Source organism: Microcoleus sp. AT3-D2, assembly GCF_036705715.1.
Lineage (GTDB): Bacteria > Cyanobacteriota > Cyanobacteriia > Cyanobacteriales > Microcoleaceae > Microcoleus.
In genome coordinates this window covers 1-19,615 of the sequence record NZ_JAUBVE010000062.1, presented here as the reverse complement: position 1 = coordinate 19,615, position 19,615 = coordinate 1, and the positions used below count along the sequence as shown (strand labels likewise).

Genomic DNA, 19,615 nt, shown 5'->3' with positions numbered 1-19,615 from the left:
AAGGGCAACCACGGGGGGACTGCCCCTACCCGAACAATTCAGATTTTGTAAGGCTGCGCCCCATTGCCAGCCCCATATTCGGGGATCGCAGGATTTCTTTGTGGGTAAAGTGACTTTTTTAACCGAATAATTAAACTATACTATTTGTGCATAGGTTTATATTCCTCTAGCAGGAAACTAGGGAAATCAGTATGATTCTCGATAGAAAGAGCAATAGGGTTAGCGATCGAGCTACAAACTACCGAGGCAATATTTTAATTGTTGACGATCTGCCTGATAACCTGCGTCTGCTCAGGGATACTTTGAGGGAAGAGGGTTATAAAGTTCGCAGTGCTATAACAGGGGCAATGGCGATCAGAGCCGCCCAATCGCCATCGACGGAGTTAATCTTACTAGATATTAAATTGCCTGATATTGATGGTTATGAAGTTTGCCGACAATTAAAATCTGACGAGCGCACCGCAGACATTCCAATAATTTTTTTGAGTGCGCTAAATGAAACCTTTAATAAGGTGCAAGGGCTGGCTGCTGGAGGGGTAGATTATATTGCTAAGCCCTTTCAAGTCGAAGAAGTATTAGCTCGTGTCGAAACCCACCTAACGATCCGAAGGCTGCAACAAAAACTCCAAAAGCAGAATTTACGTCTGTTGAGAGAAATTGAAGAACGGCAACGTCTCGAAGAGTCTCTCTTTGCCGAAAAGGAATTGGCTCAAGTGACACTGCAATCCATTGGCGATGCGGTCATTACTACTGATGCCCAAGGTAATGTGAGATATTTCAATCCTATAGCTGAGCGACTGACAGGCTGGAAAACTCATGAGGTTAAAGGAGTTCCTTTCTCTACAGTCTTCCTAATTGTCGATCAAGTAACGCGAGAGCCAGTAGAGAATCCTATAAACATGGCTCTATTAGAGGAGCGAATTGTAACCTTAGCTAACAATACTATTCTGATTGCCGATGATGGAACCGAGTATCCCATTGCTGACTCGGCAGCACCTATTCGAGACCGCAAAGGTCAAATTATCGGGGCAGTAATCGTCTTTCATGATGTTACTGAATCGCGCTATCTCACCCGTCAACTCTCTTGGGAAGCCAGTCACGATTCCCTAACGGGGTTAATTAACCGTCGAAAATTTGAGCAGCACCTAGTTGAGGCGATCGCCTCTTTTAAAGATAGCAATCACCAGCACGCTCTCTGTTATTTAGATTTAGATCAGTTCAAAGTCGTTAATGATACCGTAGGTCATATTGCTGGCGATGAGCTACTGCGCCAAATCACCGCACTTATTCAACAGGGAGTCCGTGCTCATGATATGCTGGCTCGCTTGGGAGGTGATGAGTTTGGTATTTTGCTCACTCAATGTTCGCTCTCTCAAGCAACTCAGATTGCAGAAAACCTCAAAGACCTAGTGCATCAGTTTCGGTTTATTTGGAATGGCAAAACCTTTATCATCGGAGTCAGCATTGGAGTTGTTGCTATTGACCAAACAAGCCAAGATTTGAGGGATCTTCTGGGAGCGGCTGATGCAGCTTGTTATGCTGCCAAAGCCAGAGGCCGCAACTGTGTTCATATTTATAGTCTAGATGATAGCGAACTAATTAAACAACGTGGTGAGAGGCAGTTGATTTCCCAAATCAGCCGAGCGCTGGAAACCAATCGTTTTTGTCTCTACTACCAAAAGATTGTCTCTATTACCTCTAAACCATTACTAGAGCATTATGAAATTTTGATCAGAATGCTGGACGAAAATGGAAAATTAGTATCTCCAAATGAGTTTATTCCCGCCGCCGAGCGTTACGGCTTGATAACTGAGATCGATTGTTGGGTAATCCAAACTTTTTTCTCTAATTACCACAAATTGCCGGAGAAAGATGTTTTTAGTCAAGGCTTATATACGATCAATCTTTCTGGGGCTAGCATTAGTAACAATCAGTTTCTGAGGTTTTTAATCGAACAATTTTCTCGCTACCAAGTTCCACCACAAACCATTGGTTTTGAAATCACGGAAACGGCAGCGATCGCCAACTTTGAGCAAGCCAGATATTTCATGAGCGAACTCAAAAAGATTGGCTGTTGCTTTGCTTTAGATGATTTTGGCAGTGGGTTGAGTTCCTTTGCGTACCTGATAAATTTACCAGTGGATTATCTAAAAATAGATGGCGCTTTTGTCAAGAATATTAGTCATAATTTGATTTCTCAAGCGCTGGTTGAAGGGTTTAATCGTATTGCCCATGCGATGAATCTTAAAACTATAGCTGAGTTTGTCGAAGACGAGACTATCTTAGAAAAATTGCGGGAGATTGGAGTAGATTATGCTCAGGGTTATGGGATCGCCCGCCCTGTTCCTATTAACTTTAATCCCTAGTCGATCGCACGCTCGCCAGCGAACCCATTGCCTCACGCCTGCGCCCAGTCGGTCGGCTTCCAAGAGTCGATCGCCCGCTGCTACAAGGCTGGCTCAATTTACTGTGTCACATTTAGATCGAATGTGCTGTAATTGTAAAGGATTGAGTGTTCTATTGGAAATAAACCGGAAAATTTGCCATGAAAGCAGTTGCGTTCGATCGCTACGGTTCAGCCGAGGAATTGCAGTACCGAGAGTTGGAAAAGCCGATCGCCAAATCCAACGAATTGTTAGTGCGAGTTCGCGCTAGCAGCGTCAATCCCGTAGACTGGAAAATCCGGAAAGGACACCTGCAACTATTAACAGGATATAACTTTCCTCGAATTGTCGGTTCTGACATATCGGGAGTTGTCGTGGAAGTCGGCCGGGAAGTCACCAAATTTCAACCCGGAGATGAAGTTTATACTTTCTTAAATCCCATCAATGGGGGTGCTTGCGCCGAATACGCTGTCGTGCCAGAATCCGATGCAGCAATTAAACCGAAAAACATCACTCATGCAGAAGCAGCAGGAGTACCGATCGCAGGTTTAACTGCTTTGCAATCGCTCAGGGATTTGGGTCAAATCCAAGCAGGAAACAAAGTCTTGATTAACGGTGCTTCCGGCGGAGTTGGCACTTTTGCCGTGCAAGTTGCGAAAGCAATGAATGCGGAAGTAACGGGAGTTTGCAGTGCTAAAAATAGAGATTTTGTCAAGAGTTTGGGAGCAGATTTTGTTCTGGATTACGCGGAAGTTGACTTTACTCAACAGACCGAAAAATATGATATAATCTTGGATGCTGTTGGGACAAGAACATTTGCTGAATGCGAAAATGTGCTGCAATCAGAGGGAGTTTATATCTCGACTTTGCCGAGTTTAGACAACCTCGCACCGATGTTAACGAGCTGGTTTATATCGGGCAAAAAAGCTAAATTTATTTTAGCCAATGCCAACCCCAGCGATTTAGGGGCTTTGCGGGAGTTAATAGAATCCGATAAAGTTGAGCCGATTGTCGATCGCACTTACAGCTTACAAGAAGTAGCAGCAGCCCACGCTTACAGCGAAACGGGTCGCGCGATCGGCAAAATTGCGATCGTGATTGATGGCTAAAAAAAATTATGGCTAACCAATGGGCTTAAAGTAAAAAGAGCGATCGCCCTTAATCCAGAAACTGATTTCTGCTACCACCTGCACCCAAGACTAATAAACGTAAAACCTAAATAAAATCAACAATACCTATGACTGTGCCCTCAGACTTGGAGACATCCGAACAAGGTTCCGACAACAACCTAGAACAAGTTAGCCGGGAAAATAGCATTGAACCCATCGCCGATGATTTAGTGGATGTCAGTAACTTAGAAGACGAAGAAGTTAGCGAGGAAAATAGCATTGCACCCATCGCCGATGATTTAGAGGCTGTCAGTAACTTAGAAGACGAAGCAGTTAGCGAGGGAAATAGCATTGCACCCATCGCCGATGATTTAGAGGCTGTCAGTAACTTAGAAGACGAAGCAGTTAGCGAGGGAAATAGCATTGCACCCATCGCCGATGATTTAGAGGCTGTCAGTAACTTAGAAGATAAAAAAGTTAGAGCTAAAAATAGCATTGCATCCATCGCCGATGATTTCGAGGGTGTCAGTAACTTAGAAGACAAAGCAGTTATCCCGGAAAATAACATTGCACTAATCGCCGACAGTTTTCTGGGTTCCCGCAACCTAGAAAACGAATTTCTAGACGAACTTCCTGACGAAGTTGAAATGTCTTTATTCGACCATTTAGAAGAATTGCGACAGCGACTTTTCTACTCGCTAATTGCCGTAGCAGTCGCTGTAGTTGGTTGCTTTTTCACAGTTAAACCCATCGTGCAACTGCTAGAAGTACCGGCCGGGCCCGTCAAGTTTCTGCAACTAGCTCCGGGCGAGTATTTCTTTGTTTCTATCGAAGTAGCCGGATACAGCGGTTTGCTCCTCGCCAGTCCGTTTATTTTTTACCAGATAGCGCTGTTTGTTCTCCCCGGCTTGACTCGCAAAGAACGCAGGTTGCTGGGGCCGGTGTTTTTCGGTTCGAGTTTCCTATTTTTGGGCGGGTTAGTCTTTGCTTACATCGCTCTGATTCCGGCGGCGCTCAACTTCTTTGTTACCTACGGGGCGGATGTTGTAGAGCAGTTGTGGTCGATCGACAAATACTTTAAATTTGTGCTGCTGTTAATGTTCAGCACCGGCTTAGCTTTTCAAATTCCGATCGTCCAAGTATTGCTCGGCGTTTTGGGCATAGTTTCTTCTAACCAAATGCTCTCCGGCTGGCGGTATGTAGTCTTGGGAGCTGCAGTTTTGGGAGCGGTGTTAACGCCTTCTACTGACCCTTTAACGCAAAGTCTTTTAGGAGGTGCGGTGCTGAGCTTGTATTTTGGGGGGGTTGGTTTGGTAAAGCTTTTAGGGCGCTAAAAACTCCACAGAAAAATCGATAGACTCGCCACAAAAAAATATAGAGACGCGATCGCCCGCGCCTCTATAATTACTAAAAGTTAAAATTCCACACCAAAGTTTTGTCAAAACTTTGACTACATTCGGAACTGTTCTACTTCGGGAGTAAAGCCGATCGGCAAAACGTAATCCAGATTTTCGTGGGGACGAGCAATTATGTGATACGATAGCAACTTTCCGCCATCGACCTTTTTAACTGATTCAATTCCCGCAGCCACTGCTGCTTGCACTTCAGAAACATCTCCTCGCACTATAATTGTCCAGTAGGCGCGGGTTATTTTCTCATAGCGAACTAAAGTAACACTGGCTGCTTTCACCATTGAGTCCGCAACTTCTACTGCAGCGGGAAATCCTAAGACTTCAACCATTCCCAGTGCAACACCCATTACAACATTCTCCTAAATTTCACAAGATATCTGACCTTCATTGTATGTGAAATTGTTGACACAAATTGGTTCGGATGATTTTGGTAAGCTAGAAGTCCGATCGCCCAAAATTTTAAAAGCCCCTAAAAAGCCCCAGAAACTGTTGTGGCATTTAAATCCCACAGTTGGCGGCGCGCAGCAAAGCCCGCCACACAAGACTTTGAATCAAAACACCCGTGCAAATTAGATGCGCCACAGCTTAGTTTCTCACCACCGGCAAGTCGTATGACAAGCTCGCCGATCGATTTTCGGGACTTTGGGCTCAACTAATCCAGCCGCGGCGCGACACAAAACTTTAGGGAACTCCCCCAGATCCCGGCTGTGGAGTCAATCTAAAATCTAAAATCTAAAATCTAAAATCGAGTGACTGATTCAAAACTCGTCTAGCAACCACTCAGAGGCTCTTTCACCCAAATCTAGGGGAACGCTGACAGCTTTACCCAAGCGCGGGCGATCGCGAGTAGTTACGATATATTCTCTCACCTGTTCTGTGCTCCCCCAGCCGTTGAGGTAATTGGCCACCGCATCCAAATGCTCGAAATAATCAGCCTCCGTCATCGGAAAAGATGCCTGTTCTAGATATTTCCACATAACTTGCACAAAAATCTTGCCCCGCGTTCGCCGCAATCTGATATCGTAAGACTTTCCCCATTTTTCTAGCAGTAGCTGGTGTAAATCCTGGCCCGTCATGGTTGCTCCTGAGTTAATCCATTAAACAATAAAAGACAAAGTTCAAAAAATGTAATAATACTCTAATAAAGGCTGGAAGGCGCATTCTTAAAAGGAATTTTCGCGGCCTAAAATTTGTGCGAGCAGATTAACGGCAATTATCCTCCTTCCTCTGCACGTACAAGTTCGCTAACAGCTAACAAACAAACGTAACTTAAAACCGTAAAGGCAGGTCATGGCTCAATCTTCTGCTGGAAATCCCGATGTTCCCGATATGGGGCGTCGCCAATTTATGAATTTGCTGACGTTCGGTACAGTCACAGGTGTGGCACTGGGCGCACTCTATCCCGTTGTCCAATATTTTGTTCCTCCGTCGAGTGGGGCAGTTGGCGGCGGAGTGACAGCTAAAGATGCTTTGGGTAACGACATCATCGTTAGCGAATATTTGACTTCGCACCCTGCGGGCGATCGCACCTTAGCCCAAGGTCTCAAAGGCGACCCCACCTATGTTGTGGTGAAAGAAGACTTATCTATCGCCGACTACGGCATCAATGCAGTCTGCACTCACTTGGGTTGCGTCGTGCCTTGGAATGTTAGCGAAAACAAGTTTATCTGTCCTTGCCACGGTTCTCAATACAACAATGAGGGCAAAGTGGTGCGCGGCCCCGCGCCTTTGTCTCTGGCCCTGGCCCACGCCACTGTCGCAGATGACAAGATCGCTTTTACAACTTGGAAAGAAACAGATTTCCGCACCGGCGAAGCACCTTGGTGGTCTTAAACTATTTTGGATTTTAGATTTGAGATTTTAGATAGGGGGTGAATGGTGAAAACCACAGATAAGTGCATCCCTAAAGCAGTCTAATAATCCAAAATCCAAAATCCAAAATCCAAAATCCAAAATCCAAAATCCAAAATTGTCTGACCTTTGAGATTGAATACTCTAATGCCACAAACTAATTTATCTGCGATATTTCGCCGCAGTGCCAGGACGATCGCGAAAACAGCCTTAATTGCGATCGCAGCTGCAGGATTTTTCCTCACCAGCGACATCGCATATCCCCAAGCAGCATTTGCTTACCCTTTCTGGGCCCAGCAAACAGCACCCGCTACTCCCCGCGAAGCAACAGGCCGCATTGTTTGCGCGAACTGTCACCTCGGTGCAAAACCGACTGAAGTTGAAGTACCGCAATCTGTTTTGCCTGACACAGTTTTTGAAGCTATTGTCAAAGTTCCCTACGATACTAGCGTGCAACAAGTGGTCGGCGACGGCAGCAAAGGTGCCTTGAATATCGGCGCAGTTGTGATGTTGCCCGAAGGTTTCAAGATTGCTCCGGCTGACAGAATTCCCGAAGAAATGAAGGAAAAAGTCGGCGATCTTTACTTCCAACCTTACAGCGAAACCCAAGAAAATATTGTTTTAGTGGGCCCAGTACCGGGAGAACAGTACAAAGAATTGGTATTCCCCGTTTTGTCGCCGAATCCGGCAACTGACAAGTCCGTTCACTACGGCAAATACCAAATTTATGTTGGCGGCAACCGCGGTCGCGGTCAGGTTTATCCTACTGGCGAAAAGAGCAATAATACTGTTTACAATGCTTCAGTAGCTGGCAGCATTTCTAAAATTTCTCAACCTGAAGATGGCGGTTATCAAGTGACAATTCAACCGGCAGAAGGTGCAGCCGTTGTTGATACGATTCCCGCCGGCCCAGAACTGATTGTTACTGAAGGACAAACAGTTGCAGCAGGCGAACTTTTGACGAACAATCCTAATGTGGGCGGCTTCGGTCAAAAAGACGTGGAAATTGTGCTGCAAAGTGCAGGTCGAGTTAAAGGATTGATGGCTTTCGTGGCTATAACAATGCTGGCTCAAATCATGCTGGTTCTCAAGAAGAAACAGGTCGAAAAAGTTCAAGCTGCTGAAATGAATTTCTAAACGCGGCTGTAATTAGTTGGGTAAGGTGTTCTATGCACACCCAACTATTAGGTAAGTAGGGCGGGGAATACCCGCCTTATTGTTTGATAAATAACAAGTAAAATAATGTTAATTGATGAGAAGATAGTTGAAGTAGGCCCGCTGCAATGGTTTTATCGGGAAACAAATCCGGTTAACGAAACTGGTAAACTGCCCGTACTGCTGCTGCACGGTTTGCCGTCCCAGAGTTTTACCTGGACTGTAATGATGCCGGATTTGGCAGCCCAGGGATTTAGCTCGATCGCCCCAGATTGGGTGGGCTACGGGCGATCGACAAAACCAGACAAGCGCGACTTTGCCTACACTCCCGATTCTTTTGTTGACGCCCTCGCTGGCTTTATTCAAGCGATAGAATTAGATCGATTTTACCTCGTTGTCCAAGGGTTTTTAGCTTCAGCCGGCATTCAATACGCTTTACGTAATCCCGATAAAATTGAGCGTCTAGCTATCATAAATACACCAGTTTCAGCAGATATCAAGTTGCCTTGGAAAATGCAGCAGTTGGGGCTGCCTTTTATTGGCGACATGATGACGCAAGACCCGCTTTTGGTTGACAGAACTCTCGAAGGTGGCAGCCGCCAGACAATATCAGACAAGGATTTAGATGTTTACCGTCGCCCGTTTTTGAAGAGTTCGGATGCAGGTCGATCGCTGATGAATACTGTCCGCAATATTCAGTTGCCGCAGTCAATGGCAGAAATTGAATCCGGCTTGAAAGGATGGACTCGACCAACTTTATTTGTCTGGGGTTTGACAGATCCTTGGCTGAGTGTTGAACCAGTTCAAAAGCTAGTCGGTTCCCTGCCAAATGCAGAGTTAGTCACACTGGAACAAGCGGGGCATTATCCTCAAGAACATTGGTCAGAAAAAGTTGGCAATGCTGTGATCACTTTTCTGCGCCGCCAGGAGGTAAAATAATATTTTGTACATAACTCTCGGTGCTAGGTCAGTGAACCAGCTCCTCGCCGAGCTGCATTCCCAGCCTCTTCCTGAGAACGAGAAATCTAAAATCTAAAATCTAAAATCGATATGACTCGTCCCCGTTCAATTTTTGCCTTGATGATGGCGTTTTTGATGGCATTTCTGGTTAGTTGCAGCAGTGTCGAAGCAAAAGTTCCAACGACATACACAGCAGCCCAGACCCAGCAAATTCAGCGCTATGTTCCTACCCTGACAGAGTTCCGATCGCGCATGGATAAACTGGGAACCCTAATTCAAAAACGGAATTGGGTTGATACCAGAACTTACATTCACGGGCCTCTAGGCGACTTGCGGAACACAATGAAAACCGTCTCTGCAAGTTTGTTGCCTAGTTCTCAACAACAAGCTGTTGATTTGACCAAGAGTTTGTTTGCCGATTTGGTTAACATCGATCTTGCTGCTAAAGACCTTGACTATGCAAAAGTCACGGCCAGCTATCAAAAAGCTGTTAATGATTTCGATGCCTTCTTGCAGCTAATTCCTAAAGCTTAATTAGCCTTAACTCACATCTGGCATCCAGAACAGGCAAGATGCCTGTTCCACAAAGAAGTGAGTTGTATTGTGGGGTGGGCCCCAGAGCCCGCCCAAAAAAGGCTTATATGGGCCGAACCTAGGAAGCAGTTAATTTAAAATCTAAAATCTAAAATCTAAAATTGAATGGTTCGCGTTGCAATTATTGGTTGCGGTATTATTGGGGCTTCGATCGCCTTTGAACTAAGTCAATTTCCCGAACTGAAAGTTACTGTGTTCGACAAACAGCCGCCGGCACAAGGTTCTACTGGCGCTGCACTCGGTGTTTTGATGGGAGTTATCAGCCACAAAACTAAGGGCAGAAATTGGCAGTTGAGGGAAACCAGCCTTCAGCGCTACGAAACTTTGATTCCAAAATTGGAAGCAGCTACGGGGCGAAAAATTCCTTTTAACAAACAGGGAATTTTAATGCTTTGTTCGGAGGGAGAGGATTTAAGTAAGTGGGAAAAGTTGATAGCAACTCGCGAGTCTCAAGGTTGGGAATTGGAACTTTGGGATCGGGAACGAGTGCGATCTCGCTGCCCTCATCTCTATTTAAACGATAAGATTATTGCTGCGATTTATTCGCCTCAAGACCGGCAAGTCGATCCGACGGCGCTAACTTTGGCTTTGGTTGATGCTGCTGAACAAAATGGGGCGATTTTTGAGTTTTGCGTGCCCGTTGAAGCAGCGGCGATTGCTGCTAGTTTGGAGTTCGATCGACTAATTGTGTGCGCTGGTTTGGGTTCTGCTGCTGTTACTGCATCGTTAAATCAGTTGGTTGACATTCGCCCGGTGTTGGGACAAGCGCTGCATTTGCGATCGCCGAATCCTTTAGGAAACCCAGATTTTAGGCCGGTAATTACTTGCGATGACGTTCACATTGTGCCTTTGGAAAATCAGGAATATTGGGTGGGGGCGACGGTGGAGTTTTCAGAAAATGGCGGGGAAATTGCGGCGAATGCTGATATGTTGGCGGAAGTGATGGCGAGGGCGAGTTTGCTTTGTCCCGCCTTAGCATTCGCCTCAATCATCAGGAAATGGTCAGGATTGCGCCCGCGGCCGGAAGGGCGGGCCGCCCCAATTATCGAGACGCTTCCCGGTAACGATCGCGTTCTCATCGCTAGTGGCCACTATCGCAACGGTGTTCTGCTGGCCCCTGCAACCGCGCGATCGATTCGAGAAATGATTTTGCAATAATTAACAAATGTTAATACAATCAAGACAGCCATTCATATCTTACATCTAAATATGTCCGACAAACCTTTAGGTAAACCGCGCTCTTTGTGGCGAGTAATTTTGCTATCTGGAGTTAGCTTGCTGCTATATTACGGATGGTACAAATGGATTATTCAAGAAGAATTGCGTCGCTATAACGGCAGCGGTTGGTCGGGAACCCTTTGCTTGCTTCCCTTTGTTTTAGGAGTAGCCGTGCCCCAAGCTTTGCGGATATTCGACCCTGACGTTCCCGGATGGTTTGGTTGGTTTTCCTTGCTCGGTATTGCTTGGATTTACATCGTGCAGTTCAAACTTTACAATACAGTGAACGAATTGTACCGCCAAGAAGGAATCAAAGAACCGCTAACAGTTTGGTGGATTTTTGTACCAGGTTTAAATTTAGTTGTCGGCTTGCGGCAAATTCACTTTTTGAGCCAGTTTTGGGGGAGAAAACAGGGAATTGAAGTTAAGGATAACTTAGCCGAAAGCATTCCTTTCCTCTCAGCTAACGCCTAATCTGTATTAAGGCATCTGGACTTTTGGCTGCAATTTCCCTTGGATTTGCAGCGATCACATCTACATATTCTACTCTCAAGGAGTTATGTGGACTTTTAACATCTCCCAAGTTTCCCGTTCCATGTTCAAGATATTGCCTACTTCTTGCAAGAGTTCATAACCCTTTAAATTTCTGGGAATTTCTTCTTCAATGAGAATACCGCATAAAGTCTCTAACGCCAGATTCCACTCGCCCGCATGAATATTGGAAATCATAAATTATATTTGAGTGTCTGACAGTTGTGGTTTCACGATGTTAATGACTTCATGGAGTTTACTTTCTACAAGTTTATAGTCAAACATGATCCTATCTCCTTCTGAGAGCGATCGCGATCGGGCATTATGAGCCAAGCCACTTGAGAAAAAAAACCGGGTTTCTCACCTACTCAATACTTTGAATTAGTTTAATGTTATTTCTCAGCCATTCATTGACCAAAACTTGAACCTCAATCTTTTTATGCTCAGCAATTTTAGTCACAAATTCCTCGACATCTGGTTCGAGATAAATGGGATAATGAAACGTAGCATCAGGATGGTAAAATTTGCCTTGCTCTGATGAAGAAAAGTCATACTCTGATTTCATAATTTCCTCTCTTGATAAGCTTGGGTTTCAGTGAAATTAGCTTTGCGGGCTGAAATTATCCGAATTATACAGGAGGTGCGAGCGGTTTGTTCAAAGGTATGGATGACAACCCTTAAAGTTCCTGTTTCATCTAAGCCTATGGTAATCCATCTATCTTCATCTTGACTGTGTTCTTCATCATATATTGTTAATTGAGAACGATCGCGGAAAACAGTTGATGCCAAACGAAAGTTCAATTGATGCTTGCGAATATTTTGCTTTTCTTTGGCTGGATTCCAATCAAAGTTATAATCCAAGGCAATTTATTATGGTAAACGAAGCTGCAATTAAATTATAACATAAATTATGAGTTAATGACTTCATGGAGTTTACTGCCAACAAGTTGGTAGTCAAACATGAGTTTATCTCCTTTTGAACTCGATCGCGATCGGGCATTATGAGCCAAGCCACTTGAGAAACGTATAGCGGAATCTTGTCTGGCGACTTAAATCCTGGTAAGTGACTCCTGTAATCGCGCACATTTTAATCTTAACATTGCTGAACTTTGACTGCACTTCCGATTCCAGCTTGTCGAGAAGTCTTAGATACCCGACTTTGTGAATAAGTCGGATATCTGGGTATTGTTCACCAGAACCGATTCGGCAAATCGGCCAAAATGAGTTTGAGTTCCGGTTCGTTAACCCGCTTAATTGCTTTAGGAATACTTACCCACTGCCGCTTTCTCTTGCCAGCTTCCGGCCAAATTTCTAGAACTGCTTGCACTTCCATTAAAAATACTTCTACCTGACAAGTATAGCCGGACTTTTGATACTCGTAAGTTCCTAGCAAATCCGGGAACACTTTACCCAACAAACCAGCTTCTTCCCAAGCTTCCTTGGCGGCCGAATCTTGGGGAGTCATGTCAGGTTCAATTAATCCTTTGGGAATAACCCAGCGCTTGCTAGCCGAAGAAGTAATTAGCATTACTTCAATTTTTCCGTCTTGAATACGATAGGGAATTACCCCCGATTGCTCTACCAATACAGCGGTTCTTATACTCATAATTTATGCAATATTTATTGGTAAAAAAGCTGCTGCTACATCAAAGCTTTACAAATTAAAAAAAATTGCATTCTGATTCTCGATAATTCCCCAGTTGAGACAACAAAGTGGAGAATAGAGATATTTAGTTTTTCCCCTCTGTGCAAAATAGGAAATTCCCCTGCACTCCCAATGAACAATAATATTATTATAACTGCGCGAAATCCTCTACCGAAAAGCAGATAAAAGCCGATCGACAATCTCTGCTTTTACCTGCGCCGATATGCGGTTTTACGCCTAATCTTTCTTCGCCTTAGCCTCCAAATTTTCCATCCGACTCCTCAAATCTTGATTCTCCTTTTTCACCTGGTCTAATTCCTCCCGCAACTGCTTTACCGCTGCATCAGAACCAGCATTTTTCTGGACTCTTTGCACAGCTTCGTCAGCCATGCGGCGAACGCGACCATCGGGAGTTTGGTCAGCTAAAGAACGCAAAATGCGAATTGCTTTGCGAGTTTGCATTTGTCCTAATCCCACTACTACAGAGACTTGAGTCAAGAAAAACGTCTCTTTAGATAATTCTGCCAATCGCTGCAAAATCCGTTCTAAATTGACCTTCGTTTGACCTGTCGAAATGGTGCCCAAAGCTCGAATTGCAGCCAAGCGCAAAGCTTGCGGAGTACCGACGGCTGTGTATTTCAATATTAGATTCAGCGCATCTTCAGAAGTTTTCATCTGCGCCAAACCTGCGATCGCCCCCGATCGCACTACCTCATTCCACCCCTGACGCTCTTTCAGGACGAATTTTAACTCTTTCAGTACCTGTTCGTCGCTAGGTTTTTCGTCGGGGTTAGCCGCTGCAATTGAGCCCATAGCACTCGCTGCGGCTGCTTCTACATAATAGCTGTCATCGCCTTTTTCGACGATCGATCTCAGCGCTTTATAAGTTTCGTGAGTTTGGATTTTACCCAGCGCATTCACCACAGCGCGACGAACACGAGCATCTTTATCTTTTAAACCACTTACTAAACCTTCAAAAACTTGGTCGAGTTTAATTTCAACTAACTGGCCGGCAACTTCGGCCCGTACTGCCCAGAACGGCTCTTTTTTGAGAACTTCTGATAGCGTTTTCACCGCTTCCAGTCCTCCTTTTTTCGCCAAAGCGTGGGCGGCGTAAATCCGGGAAACCGGGTCTGGATCGAATTGCAACTGAGCTTTTAATTCCGCAATTCCATACTCTAAAACAACCGTTTTTAAGTATTTATTGCCGACATCAAAACTGATAAATGCAGGCTTCTCTTCGAGAGGAAAATAGAAGCTTTGCTCGCGCTCATGCACTCGGACTGTGAAAGTTTTTAGGTTCGGGGTTGAACGTGCCCAAGTGTCATCGTCTGCTTCTTTTTCTGGCTTGTAACCGAAGCCGATCGGAATTTTTAGGTCAAAGACATCTTTGCTGTTGCCGTTGCCATTTTTGCTATCTTTTACCTGAGTTTGGGTGACAGTAACTTTTGCTAATTTGCTGTCGCCATCCCAAGAATAAGCAACCTTATAATCGGGATGACCGCCACGATAAACGTACTGGTCAAACAAAAACATGAGATTGCGACCGGTAGCCTTTTCTATCGCCCTGAGCAAATCGATGGTTTCTACAGTTTTGTGAGCGTTATCCCGCACAAAAGTGTGAATTGCTTTGTCAAATAATTCGTCGCCCAACTCGGCGCGAATCATGTGATAGACACAAGCACCTTTTTCGTACAAATGGCGATCGTACAATTCGATTGCTTCGCGGTAAACGTGAGTAACAATGGGGCGGCGGTAGCGAGAACTGTCTTCTGCTAAATAATTGCGGGCTTCATTTAACATATAGTAAGCCGCGTCTTCTTTGCCGTATTCTTTGTCAGTCCACAGCACCTCGGAGTAAGAAGCCATGCCTTCTTTCAGCCAAGCATGAGACCAATGTTTAATTACTACTAAATCACCGAACCACTGGTGAGCTAATTCGTGGGCAACTAAGCTTTCAGTACCTCGATTGTCGAGGGTGGCGCGTTCGTCTAACAAGCACCTATCTGTTAGTAAAGTTGTCGAAGTATTTTCCATGCCTCCGAAGATGAAATCATCGACGCAGACTTGAGCGTATTTGGGAAAAGGGTAAGGATAGCCAAATGCTTTAGAGAAGAATTCAATCATTTGAGGCGTTTTGCCCATGCTGCGCTTAGCGTCTGCTTCGCGGCTTCTTTCCACGTAATAATTAACTGGTTTGCCGTTCCATTCGTCTTTAATTTCGGCAAAATCTCCGACTGCTAAGGTCATTAAATACGTCGGGTGTACTTGGGTTTGGGACCAGTGATAAATTTTATCGTCGCCTTCGTTTTTTGTACTAATTAATTCCCCGTTGGAAATAGCAAAGAGTTGTCTCGGAACTTGCACTCTAATTTCCGAAGTTGCCAACTGTCCGGGATAGTCGAAACAGGGAAACCAGAAACGGGAATCTTCATCTTCTCCTTGAGTCCAAACTTGTGTTGGTTTGTCTGGATAGTGTTTGTCCGGGCCGACGAAATAGAGGCCGCGCTGGGGTTTTTCTACCGAGTATTCGATCGCAATTGTAATCGGTTGGTAAGCTTCGGTTGGTTCGTGTAGTTGAATTTGCAGGACTTCGCCATCGCTGTCGAAATTTTGCTCAATTTCGCCGACTTTTACTGATTTAATATTCAGGTTTACAGCATCTAAGGTTAATTTGTCAATACCGCTGCGGACTGGATTGATGCGGATGCTACAAGTGCCACGAAAGCTTTGTTTGGGAATATTCAGCACTAAGTCGAGGAAAATGTGCTCTACTTGACCAGGGCGATCCGGGTTGTAATGCGGCCTGGCACCAGGCATCTCGAAGGATTTGTGACCGTTTTCAGAATCAAAGTAAGTGTGTGACATTGTGATGGCAAAGTTGTGAGTCGATCGGCGATCGCTGGCAGCGCAGATCCGGCTGAACTGCCAGCTTATTATAGAGTAGCGCGTCCTAGCTGCTGTTGTCGCTAACTTGTTAAAAACTGGTTCTAGGGTTGAGGGGATGGAAAATATGATTTTTTCGCTACAATATCAGCAAGGTTAATGTCTGCAATCATCAGCCTGTAATTGAAATTCAGAGGGAAATCTGTATGACAGCTACACTATCAGTTCCCAATTCCATCGAGTCTTGGCTTGGCGACGAAGCCGAAGACTTGCTCACCCATCAAGCAAAAGTTCCTAAAGATTTGTTGCACCTGCCTGGCCCGGATTGGGTCGATCGCATTTTTGCTCAAACTGATCGATCTCCTCAAGTTTTGCGATCGCTTCAGCAACTTTATTCTAGCGGACGCTTGGCCAATACTGGCTATTTATCCATCCTGCCAGTAGACCAAGGAATCGAACACTCGGCGGCCGCTTCTTTTGCACCAAATCCCATCTATTTTGACAGCGAAAATATCATTAAATTAGCAATTTCGGCTGGCTGCAATGCTGTCGCGACAACGCTGGGAGTTTTGGGAAGCGTATCTCGCAAGTACGCGCATAAAATCCCTTTTATTGTCAAGCTCAATCACAACGAGTTGCTGACTTATCCCAATCAATTCGACCAAATAATGTTTGCTTCTGTTGAGCAAGCTTGGAATTTGGGAGCGGTTGCAGTGGGAGCAACAATTTATTTTGGTTCGCCGGAATCGACGCGACAAATCCAAGAAGTCAGTCAGGCTTTTGCTCACGCTCACGAATACGGAATGGCGACAATTTTGTGGTGCTATCTCCGCAACGATATCTTTAAACAAGACAAAGATTATCACGTTGCGGCAGATTTGACAGGTCAAGCAAATCACTTAGGAGTGACAATTCAAGCTGACATTATCAAGCAGAAATTGCCCGAATGTAACAATGGCTATGGAGCAGTTGCTAAAGCAAGCGACAAGAGTTACGGCAAAACCCACAAGCGGGTTTATTCGGATTTGACAACGGATCACCCGATCGATCTAACTCGCTATCAAGTGCTCAACTGTTATGCGGGAAGGATGGGTTTAATTAACTCCGGCGGTGCTTCCGGGAAAAGCGATTTTGCAGAAGCAATTCGCACGGCCGTAATCAACAAGCGCGCTGGCGGCTGTGGCTTAATTTCCGGTCGCAAAACTTTTCAGCGTCCCTTTGAAGAAGGTGTAAAATTGTTCCACGCAATCCAAGACGTTTATTTGTCGCCAGAAATCTCGATCGCCTAAAAATTTACCGCACAGAGATTGGCCTCAACATCACAACCTAAATGTAGGTGTTTCCGACCTACAAATCGTCGTAAACGTAGGGTGTACACTGTGCACCTTACGTGATTAAAATTCCTTAATCTAAGTTGCAACTTAGCTGTATTATTAATACTAGCTGAACACATATACAGACACAGTATATAAATTTAAAAATGCCCCACAGCCTTGTTTTAAACCTGCTGCCAGTTGCACCAATTCCATCTCAGTTTTTAACTGGACGGCATCTCCACGCTTTATTTTTGAACCTTGTGAGTGCTGTAGACAGCGATTTGAGCGCGTACCTGCATGACCAATCTCATGAAAAAGCTTTCACTTTAAGCCCTTTTCAAGTAAGCAGAAAAGAGGCTTACAAAAGCAGCACGCCCCAGCCACAAAAGAGAGTTTTGCCTCCTGCTTCCCGCACAATATCTCCGGCTGTACAGTGGGAACACAAGCAAGCAATTCAGGAAAATACGCCGATTTGGTGGCGAATTTCTCTGCTGGATGACGGTTTGTTTGATCGCCTAACTCTACTTTGGCAGCAACTCAATTTCGAGTTCCCTTGGCATATAGGGCCGACAAATATATATATTACTAATATTTTGAGCGAACCGCAATCAAACCAGCCGTGGGTCAACTTTTGTACTTACGCCGAATTGTTCGAGAGAGCTTCGGAAACTGAGCGCCAAATTGCTTTTACTTTTTGCACTCCTACTAATTTTCGGCAAGGTGTCTACGATAGTGCTATGCCCACTCGTGAGAGTATTTTTGGCAGTTTAGCGAATCGCTGGAACAAGTACAGCAGGATTGCGATCGAACCTAGTTTTACAGAAGCCATTTTCCCTAGTTTCTTCGATATCCGAACAGAAGTTAGTACGGATTCTCGCAGTAAATTTATTGGCTGCGTCGGCGATATCAGTTACCGAATTATGGGAGATATAGCTCCTACTACTATCAAGCAAATTAACACTTTAGCAGATTTTGCGCTTTACAGCGGAGTCGGGCGAAAGACGCCGATGGGTATGGGAATGACGCGCCGGTTGCAGGATTTTTAATCATTCACTTTTCGGCTGAATTTCACTGACGATTTCATAAACATCAGTGTCGGGAATTTTGGCAAATAAAGGCGTCATCTGTTTCAATATTTCCTGATAAGCTTGGCTTTGATTGGCGGTCATCTCTTCTACGCTTTCCCAAAAAATGATGGCAATACCTTTGTCTGTATTGGGCAATTGCAACAGGTATGCTCCCTTAAAACCTGTCGCATAAGTTGCAACGGCTTTTTCAAAAAGTTGTTCTGCTGCTTTAAATTTTCCTGGTTTAAATTCGCCAATGGCAACGTAAGCAAACTGATGTCTAAGAAAGTCAAGAAATTCTGACATATCTTTTTCCTCAACAAGTCGCGATACACCAAGCTCTATTTTACCCGATCGCCCGAAATTTGTGAATATCGCTGTTTATAAGTATATCGACCTAAAAAACCTAACAGCGATCGCTCTCTCTCTTATTCTGCTCTATCTAACCAAACCATTAAATCGGATAAACTAGAAAATCCGACTACCTCCTCTACCAAACTCTCTAATTGCTCAACCGATAATTCCCCAATCCGCGAAACTACATCGGGATTTACGGCTCCTACACGTCGCTCCAGCAGACGCAGAATTAATGCTCTTTGACCTGCTTGAATCCCTTCTTGAATCCCTTCTTGACGGCCTTCTTGCATCCCTGCTTGACGGCCTTCTTGCATCAATTGATCCCTAGCTCGCTCCACAGCTCGCTCCACAGCTCGCTCCAGACCTTCTTCTACGCCCCTAGTAATTATTCCCCGCTGTTCTTCGATCGCCATTTCTTGGGCTTCCATATCCTCGAACTCTTTCAAGGTTAAGTTAGCCTCATTGGCAATTTGAAAAGCTTTTTCTAGTTCTGGCACTGTTTCCATTGTGGCTGGGATTGTTTCTAAATCTGGAGTATTTTTCAGAAAATAAATCCATTTATCAGTCAAACTTGTGAGTTCATCTAACTCTTTTTTAAATTTCGGCAATTCCACAAAAAACATTTCAACTTGGAGATGGGGATAATCAAATAGTTTCTCTTTTTCCTTGAACACAAAATGAGAAATAACATCAGGTTGTTCTTTAAACATTTCAAAATCAGTAATCGTCAAAGCAATTACTGGTTGCAATCTAGGATAACCTTCTCTAATTTTGAGTTGGTTGGCATAGGTTTTGGCTAGGTTGTAGATGACTCGTTTTTCAAAAGCGGCTACATTCAGAACTTGCATTTCAATAATTACCGTCTTGTTGCCGGTAATTCGAGCTTTGACATCCAAATAACTATCTTTGAGTCCGCTAACGGTAGCAGCCGAGTAAGGGTCAATAATTTGCAAGTCTTGGATGATTGGCTCACCGGCGTAAATTAGAGCATTTAAGAAGCTGATGAGGATGTCTTGGCTGTCGGTGGAACCAAATATTTTTTTGAAGGCAAAGGGGAGCATGTCACTTTTGCAATAAGTATTTATACTTGTTGTGCAGTTTTTGGCGGTCTACCAATTAAGCCATTTAAG

General features: G+C 44.6%; 20 protein-coding genes. 11 read left to right on the top strand and 9 right to left on the bottom strand.

Annotated elements, in window-relative coordinates; genetic code table 11:
* Positions 1–191: 191 nt before the first annotated feature.
* The 3 genes from QUB44_RS22285 to tatC all read left to right on the top strand — a co-directional run bounded on the left by QUB44_RS22285 (position 192) and on the right by tatC (position 4,827).
* The gene (locus QUB44_RS22285) at positions 192–2,366 is read left to right on the top strand and encodes an EAL domain-containing protein (protein WP_333370845.1); all 2,175 of its coding nucleotides are present in this window, start codon (positions 192–194) and stop codon (positions 2,364–2,366) included.
* Positions 2,367–2,545: 179 nt separating this feature from the next.
* Positions 2,546–3,493, top strand: coding sequence for an NAD(P)-dependent alcohol dehydrogenase (locus QUB44_RS22280; RefSeq protein WP_333370842.1), 948 nt, complete (start codon positions 2,546–2,548; stop codon positions 3,491–3,493).
* A gap of 566 nt (positions 3,494–4,059) precedes the next feature.
* Entirely contained in the window at positions 4,060–4,827 is a 768-nt protein-coding gene (gene tatC / locus QUB44_RS22275) for a twin-arginine translocase subunit TatC (RefSeq protein ID WP_333370871.1), read from the top strand.
* Positions 4,828–4,943: 116 nt separating this feature from the next.
* On the opposite strand, the gene QUB44_RS22270 is transcribed toward tatC, so the two are convergent.
* Both QUB44_RS22270 and QUB44_RS22265 read right to left on the bottom strand, forming a co-directional pair.
* Positions 4,944–5,252: a carbon dioxide-concentrating mechanism protein CcmK gene (locus QUB44_RS22270; RefSeq protein WP_333158710.1), complete on the bottom strand. Its 309-nt coding sequence runs from the start codon at positions 5,250–5,252 to the stop codon at positions 4,944–4,946.
* 411 nt (positions 5,253–5,663) lie between these two features.
* Positions 5,664–5,981 (bottom strand): DUF3067 family protein, encoded by a 318-nt coding sequence (locus tag QUB44_RS22265; RefSeq protein ID WP_333036983.1) that lies wholly within the window; start codon positions 5,979–5,981, stop codon positions 5,664–5,666.
* Positions 5,982–6,195: 214 nt separating this feature from the next.
* Here QUB44_RS22265 and petC point away from each other — a divergent pair, with 214 nt between their 5' ends.
* The 6 genes from petC (at position 6,196) to QUB44_RS22235 (ending at position 11,157) form a co-directional block, all read left to right on the top strand.
* On the top strand, positions 6,196–6,738 hold the full coding sequence (petC, locus tag QUB44_RS22260; RefSeq protein WP_190740161.1) for a cytochrome b6-f complex iron-sulfur subunit: 543 nt from the start codon (positions 6,196–6,198) through the stop codon (positions 6,736–6,738).
* Between the two features lie 165 nt (positions 6,739–6,903).
* Entirely contained in the window at positions 6,904–7,893 is a 990-nt protein-coding gene (gene petA / locus QUB44_RS22255; RefSeq protein WP_333370840.1) for a cytochrome f, read from the top strand.
* Positions 7,894–7,998: 105 nt separating this feature from the next.
* Positions 7,999–8,850, top strand: coding sequence for an alpha/beta fold hydrolase (locus QUB44_RS22250; RefSeq protein WP_333370838.1), 852 nt, complete (start codon positions 7,999–8,001; stop codon positions 8,848–8,850).
* 111 nt (positions 8,851–8,961) lie between these two features.
* Positions 8,962–9,405 carry a photosystem II protein PsbQ gene (gene psbQ / locus QUB44_RS22245; protein ID WP_333158717.1) on the top strand — a complete coding sequence of 148 codons (444 nt, stop codon included), beginning with the start codon at positions 8,962–8,964 and terminating at the stop codon, positions 9,403–9,405.
* A gap of 165 nt (positions 9,406–9,570) precedes the next feature.
* Positions 9,571–10,623 carry an FAD-dependent oxidoreductase gene (locus tag QUB44_RS22240; protein WP_333158719.1) on the top strand — a complete coding sequence of 351 codons (1,053 nt, stop codon included), beginning with the start codon at positions 9,571–9,573 and terminating at the stop codon, positions 10,621–10,623.
* A 51-nt stretch (positions 10,624–10,674) separates the two neighbouring features.
* Positions 10,675–11,157 carry a hypothetical protein gene (locus tag QUB44_RS22235; RefSeq protein ID WP_333158721.1) on the top strand — a complete coding sequence of 161 codons (483 nt, stop codon included), beginning with the start codon at positions 10,675–10,677 and terminating at the stop codon, positions 11,155–11,157.
* 75 nt (positions 11,158–11,232) lie between these two features.
* Here QUB44_RS22235 and QUB44_RS22230 read toward each other — a convergent pair whose 3' ends face one another.
* The 5 genes from QUB44_RS22230 to QUB44_RS22210 form a co-directional block, all read right to left on the bottom strand.
* On the bottom strand, positions 11,233–11,412 hold the full coding sequence (locus tag QUB44_RS22230; RefSeq protein WP_333158723.1) for a MafI family immunity protein: 180 nt from the start codon (positions 11,410–11,412) through the stop codon (positions 11,233–11,235).
* A 166-nt stretch (positions 11,413–11,578) separates the two neighbouring features.
* A complete protein-coding gene (locus QUB44_RS22225; RefSeq protein ID WP_333144455.1) occupies positions 11,579–11,779 on the bottom strand; it encodes a hypothetical protein in 201 nt (66 codons plus the stop codon).
* Positions 11,776–12,075, bottom strand: coding sequence for a BrnT family toxin (locus QUB44_RS22220; RefSeq protein ID WP_333158725.1), 300 nt, complete (start codon positions 12,073–12,075; stop codon positions 11,776–11,778). The genes QUB44_RS22225 and QUB44_RS22220 overlap by 4 nt, the downstream gene beginning before the upstream one ends.
* Before the next feature lie 328 nt (positions 12,076–12,403).
* Positions 12,404–12,820, bottom strand: a complete 417-nt coding sequence (locus tag QUB44_RS22215; RefSeq protein WP_333158727.1) for an NUDIX hydrolase — start codon at positions 12,818–12,820, stop codon at positions 12,404–12,406.
* Between the two features lie 276 nt (positions 12,821–13,096).
* Positions 13,097–15,727: a M1 family metallopeptidase gene (locus QUB44_RS22210; RefSeq protein WP_333158729.1), complete on the bottom strand. Its 2,631-nt coding sequence runs from the start codon at positions 15,725–15,727 to the stop codon at positions 13,097–13,099.
* Positions 15,728–15,951: 224 nt separating this feature from the next.
* Here QUB44_RS22210 and QUB44_RS22205 point away from each other — a divergent pair, with 224 nt between their 5' ends.
* Together QUB44_RS22205 and cas6 are read left to right on the top strand one after the other, a co-directional pair.
* Positions 15,952–17,034, top strand: a complete 1,083-nt coding sequence (locus tag QUB44_RS22205) for a class I fructose-bisphosphate aldolase (RefSeq protein WP_333370835.1) — start codon at positions 15,952–15,954, stop codon at positions 17,032–17,034.
* A 191-nt stretch (positions 17,035–17,225) separates the two neighbouring features.
* Complete coding sequence (gene cas6, locus QUB44_RS22200) at positions 17,226–18,107, top strand: CRISPR-associated endoribonuclease Cas6 (RefSeq protein ID WP_333370833.1); 882 nt, start codon at positions 17,226–17,228, stop codon at positions 18,105–18,107.
* Here the strand turns inward: cas6 and QUB44_RS22195 are convergent, their stop codons facing one another.
* Both QUB44_RS22195 and QUB44_RS22190 read right to left on the bottom strand, forming a co-directional pair.
* On the bottom strand, positions 18,108–18,434 hold the full coding sequence (locus QUB44_RS22195; RefSeq protein ID WP_333370831.1) for an antibiotic biosynthesis monooxygenase: 327 nt from the start codon (positions 18,432–18,434) through the stop codon (positions 18,108–18,110). It abuts the gene before it with no gap.
* 122 nt (positions 18,435–18,556) lie between these two features.
* A complete protein-coding gene (locus tag QUB44_RS22190; protein WP_333370829.1) occupies positions 18,557–19,546 on the bottom strand; it encodes an Rpn family recombination-promoting nuclease/putative transposase in 990 nt (329 codons plus the stop codon).
* Between the last annotated feature and the right edge of the window lie 69 nt (positions 19,547–19,615).

Bases quoted from the DNA above. Each gene is read 5' to 3' on its own strand.
- QUB44_RS22285 (WP_333370845.1), top strand. From the start codon at position 192: ATGATTCTCGATAGAAAGAGCAATAGGGTTAGCGATCGAGCTACAAAC.
- QUB44_RS22280 (WP_333370842.1), top strand. From the start codon at position 2,546: ATGAAAGCAGTTGCGTTCGATCGCTACGGTTCAGCCGAGGAATTGCAG.
- QUB44_RS22270 (WP_333158710.1), bottom strand. From the start codon at position 5,252: ATGGGTGTTGCACTGGGAATGGTTGAAGTCTTAGGATTTCCCGCTGCA.
- QUB44_RS22265 (WP_333036983.1), bottom strand. From the start codon at position 5,981: ATGACGGGCCAGGATTTACACCAGCTACTGCTAGAAAAATGGGGAAAG.
- petC (WP_190740161.1), top strand. From the start codon at position 6,196: ATGGCTCAATCTTCTGCTGGAAATCCCGATGTTCCCGATATGGGGCGT.
- petA (WP_333370840.1), top strand. From the start codon at position 6,904: ATGCCACAAACTAATTTATCTGCGATATTTCGCCGCAGTGCCAGGACG.
- QUB44_RS22250 (WP_333370838.1), top strand. From the start codon at position 7,999: ATGTTAATTGATGAGAAGATAGTTGAAGTAGGCCCGCTGCAATGGTTT.
- psbQ (WP_333158717.1), top strand. From the start codon at position 8,962: ATGACTCGTCCCCGTTCAATTTTTGCCTTGATGATGGCGTTTTTGATG.
- QUB44_RS22240 (WP_333158719.1), top strand. From the start codon at position 9,571: ATGGTTCGCGTTGCAATTATTGGTTGCGGTATTATTGGGGCTTCGATC.
- QUB44_RS22235 (WP_333158721.1), top strand. From the start codon at position 10,675: ATGTCCGACAAACCTTTAGGTAAACCGCGCTCTTTGTGGCGAGTAATT.
- QUB44_RS22230 (WP_333158723.1), bottom strand. From the start codon at position 11,412: ATGATTTCCAATATTCATGCGGGCGAGTGGAATCTGGCGTTAGAGACT.
- QUB44_RS22225 (WP_333144455.1), bottom strand. From the start codon at position 11,779: ATGAAATCAGAGTATGACTTTTCTTCATCAGAGCAAGGCAAATTTTAC.
- QUB44_RS22215 (WP_333158727.1), bottom strand. From the start codon at position 12,820: ATGAGTATAAGAACCGCTGTATTGGTAGAGCAATCGGGGGTAATTCCC.
- QUB44_RS22210 (WP_333158729.1), bottom strand. From the start codon at position 15,727: ATGTCACACACTTACTTTGATTCTGAAAACGGTCACAAATCCTTCGAG.
- QUB44_RS22205 (WP_333370835.1), top strand. From the start codon at position 15,952: ATGACAGCTACACTATCAGTTCCCAATTCCATCGAGTCTTGGCTTGGC.
- cas6 (WP_333370833.1), top strand. From the start codon at position 17,226: ATGCCCCACAGCCTTGTTTTAAACCTGCTGCCAGTTGCACCAATTCCA.
- QUB44_RS22195 (WP_333370831.1), bottom strand. From the start codon at position 18,434: ATGTCAGAATTTCTTGACTTTCTTAGACATCAGTTTGCTTACGTTGCC.
- QUB44_RS22190 (WP_333370829.1), bottom strand. From the start codon at position 19,546: ATGCTCCCCTTTGCCTTCAAAAAAATATTTGGTTCCACCGACAGCCAA.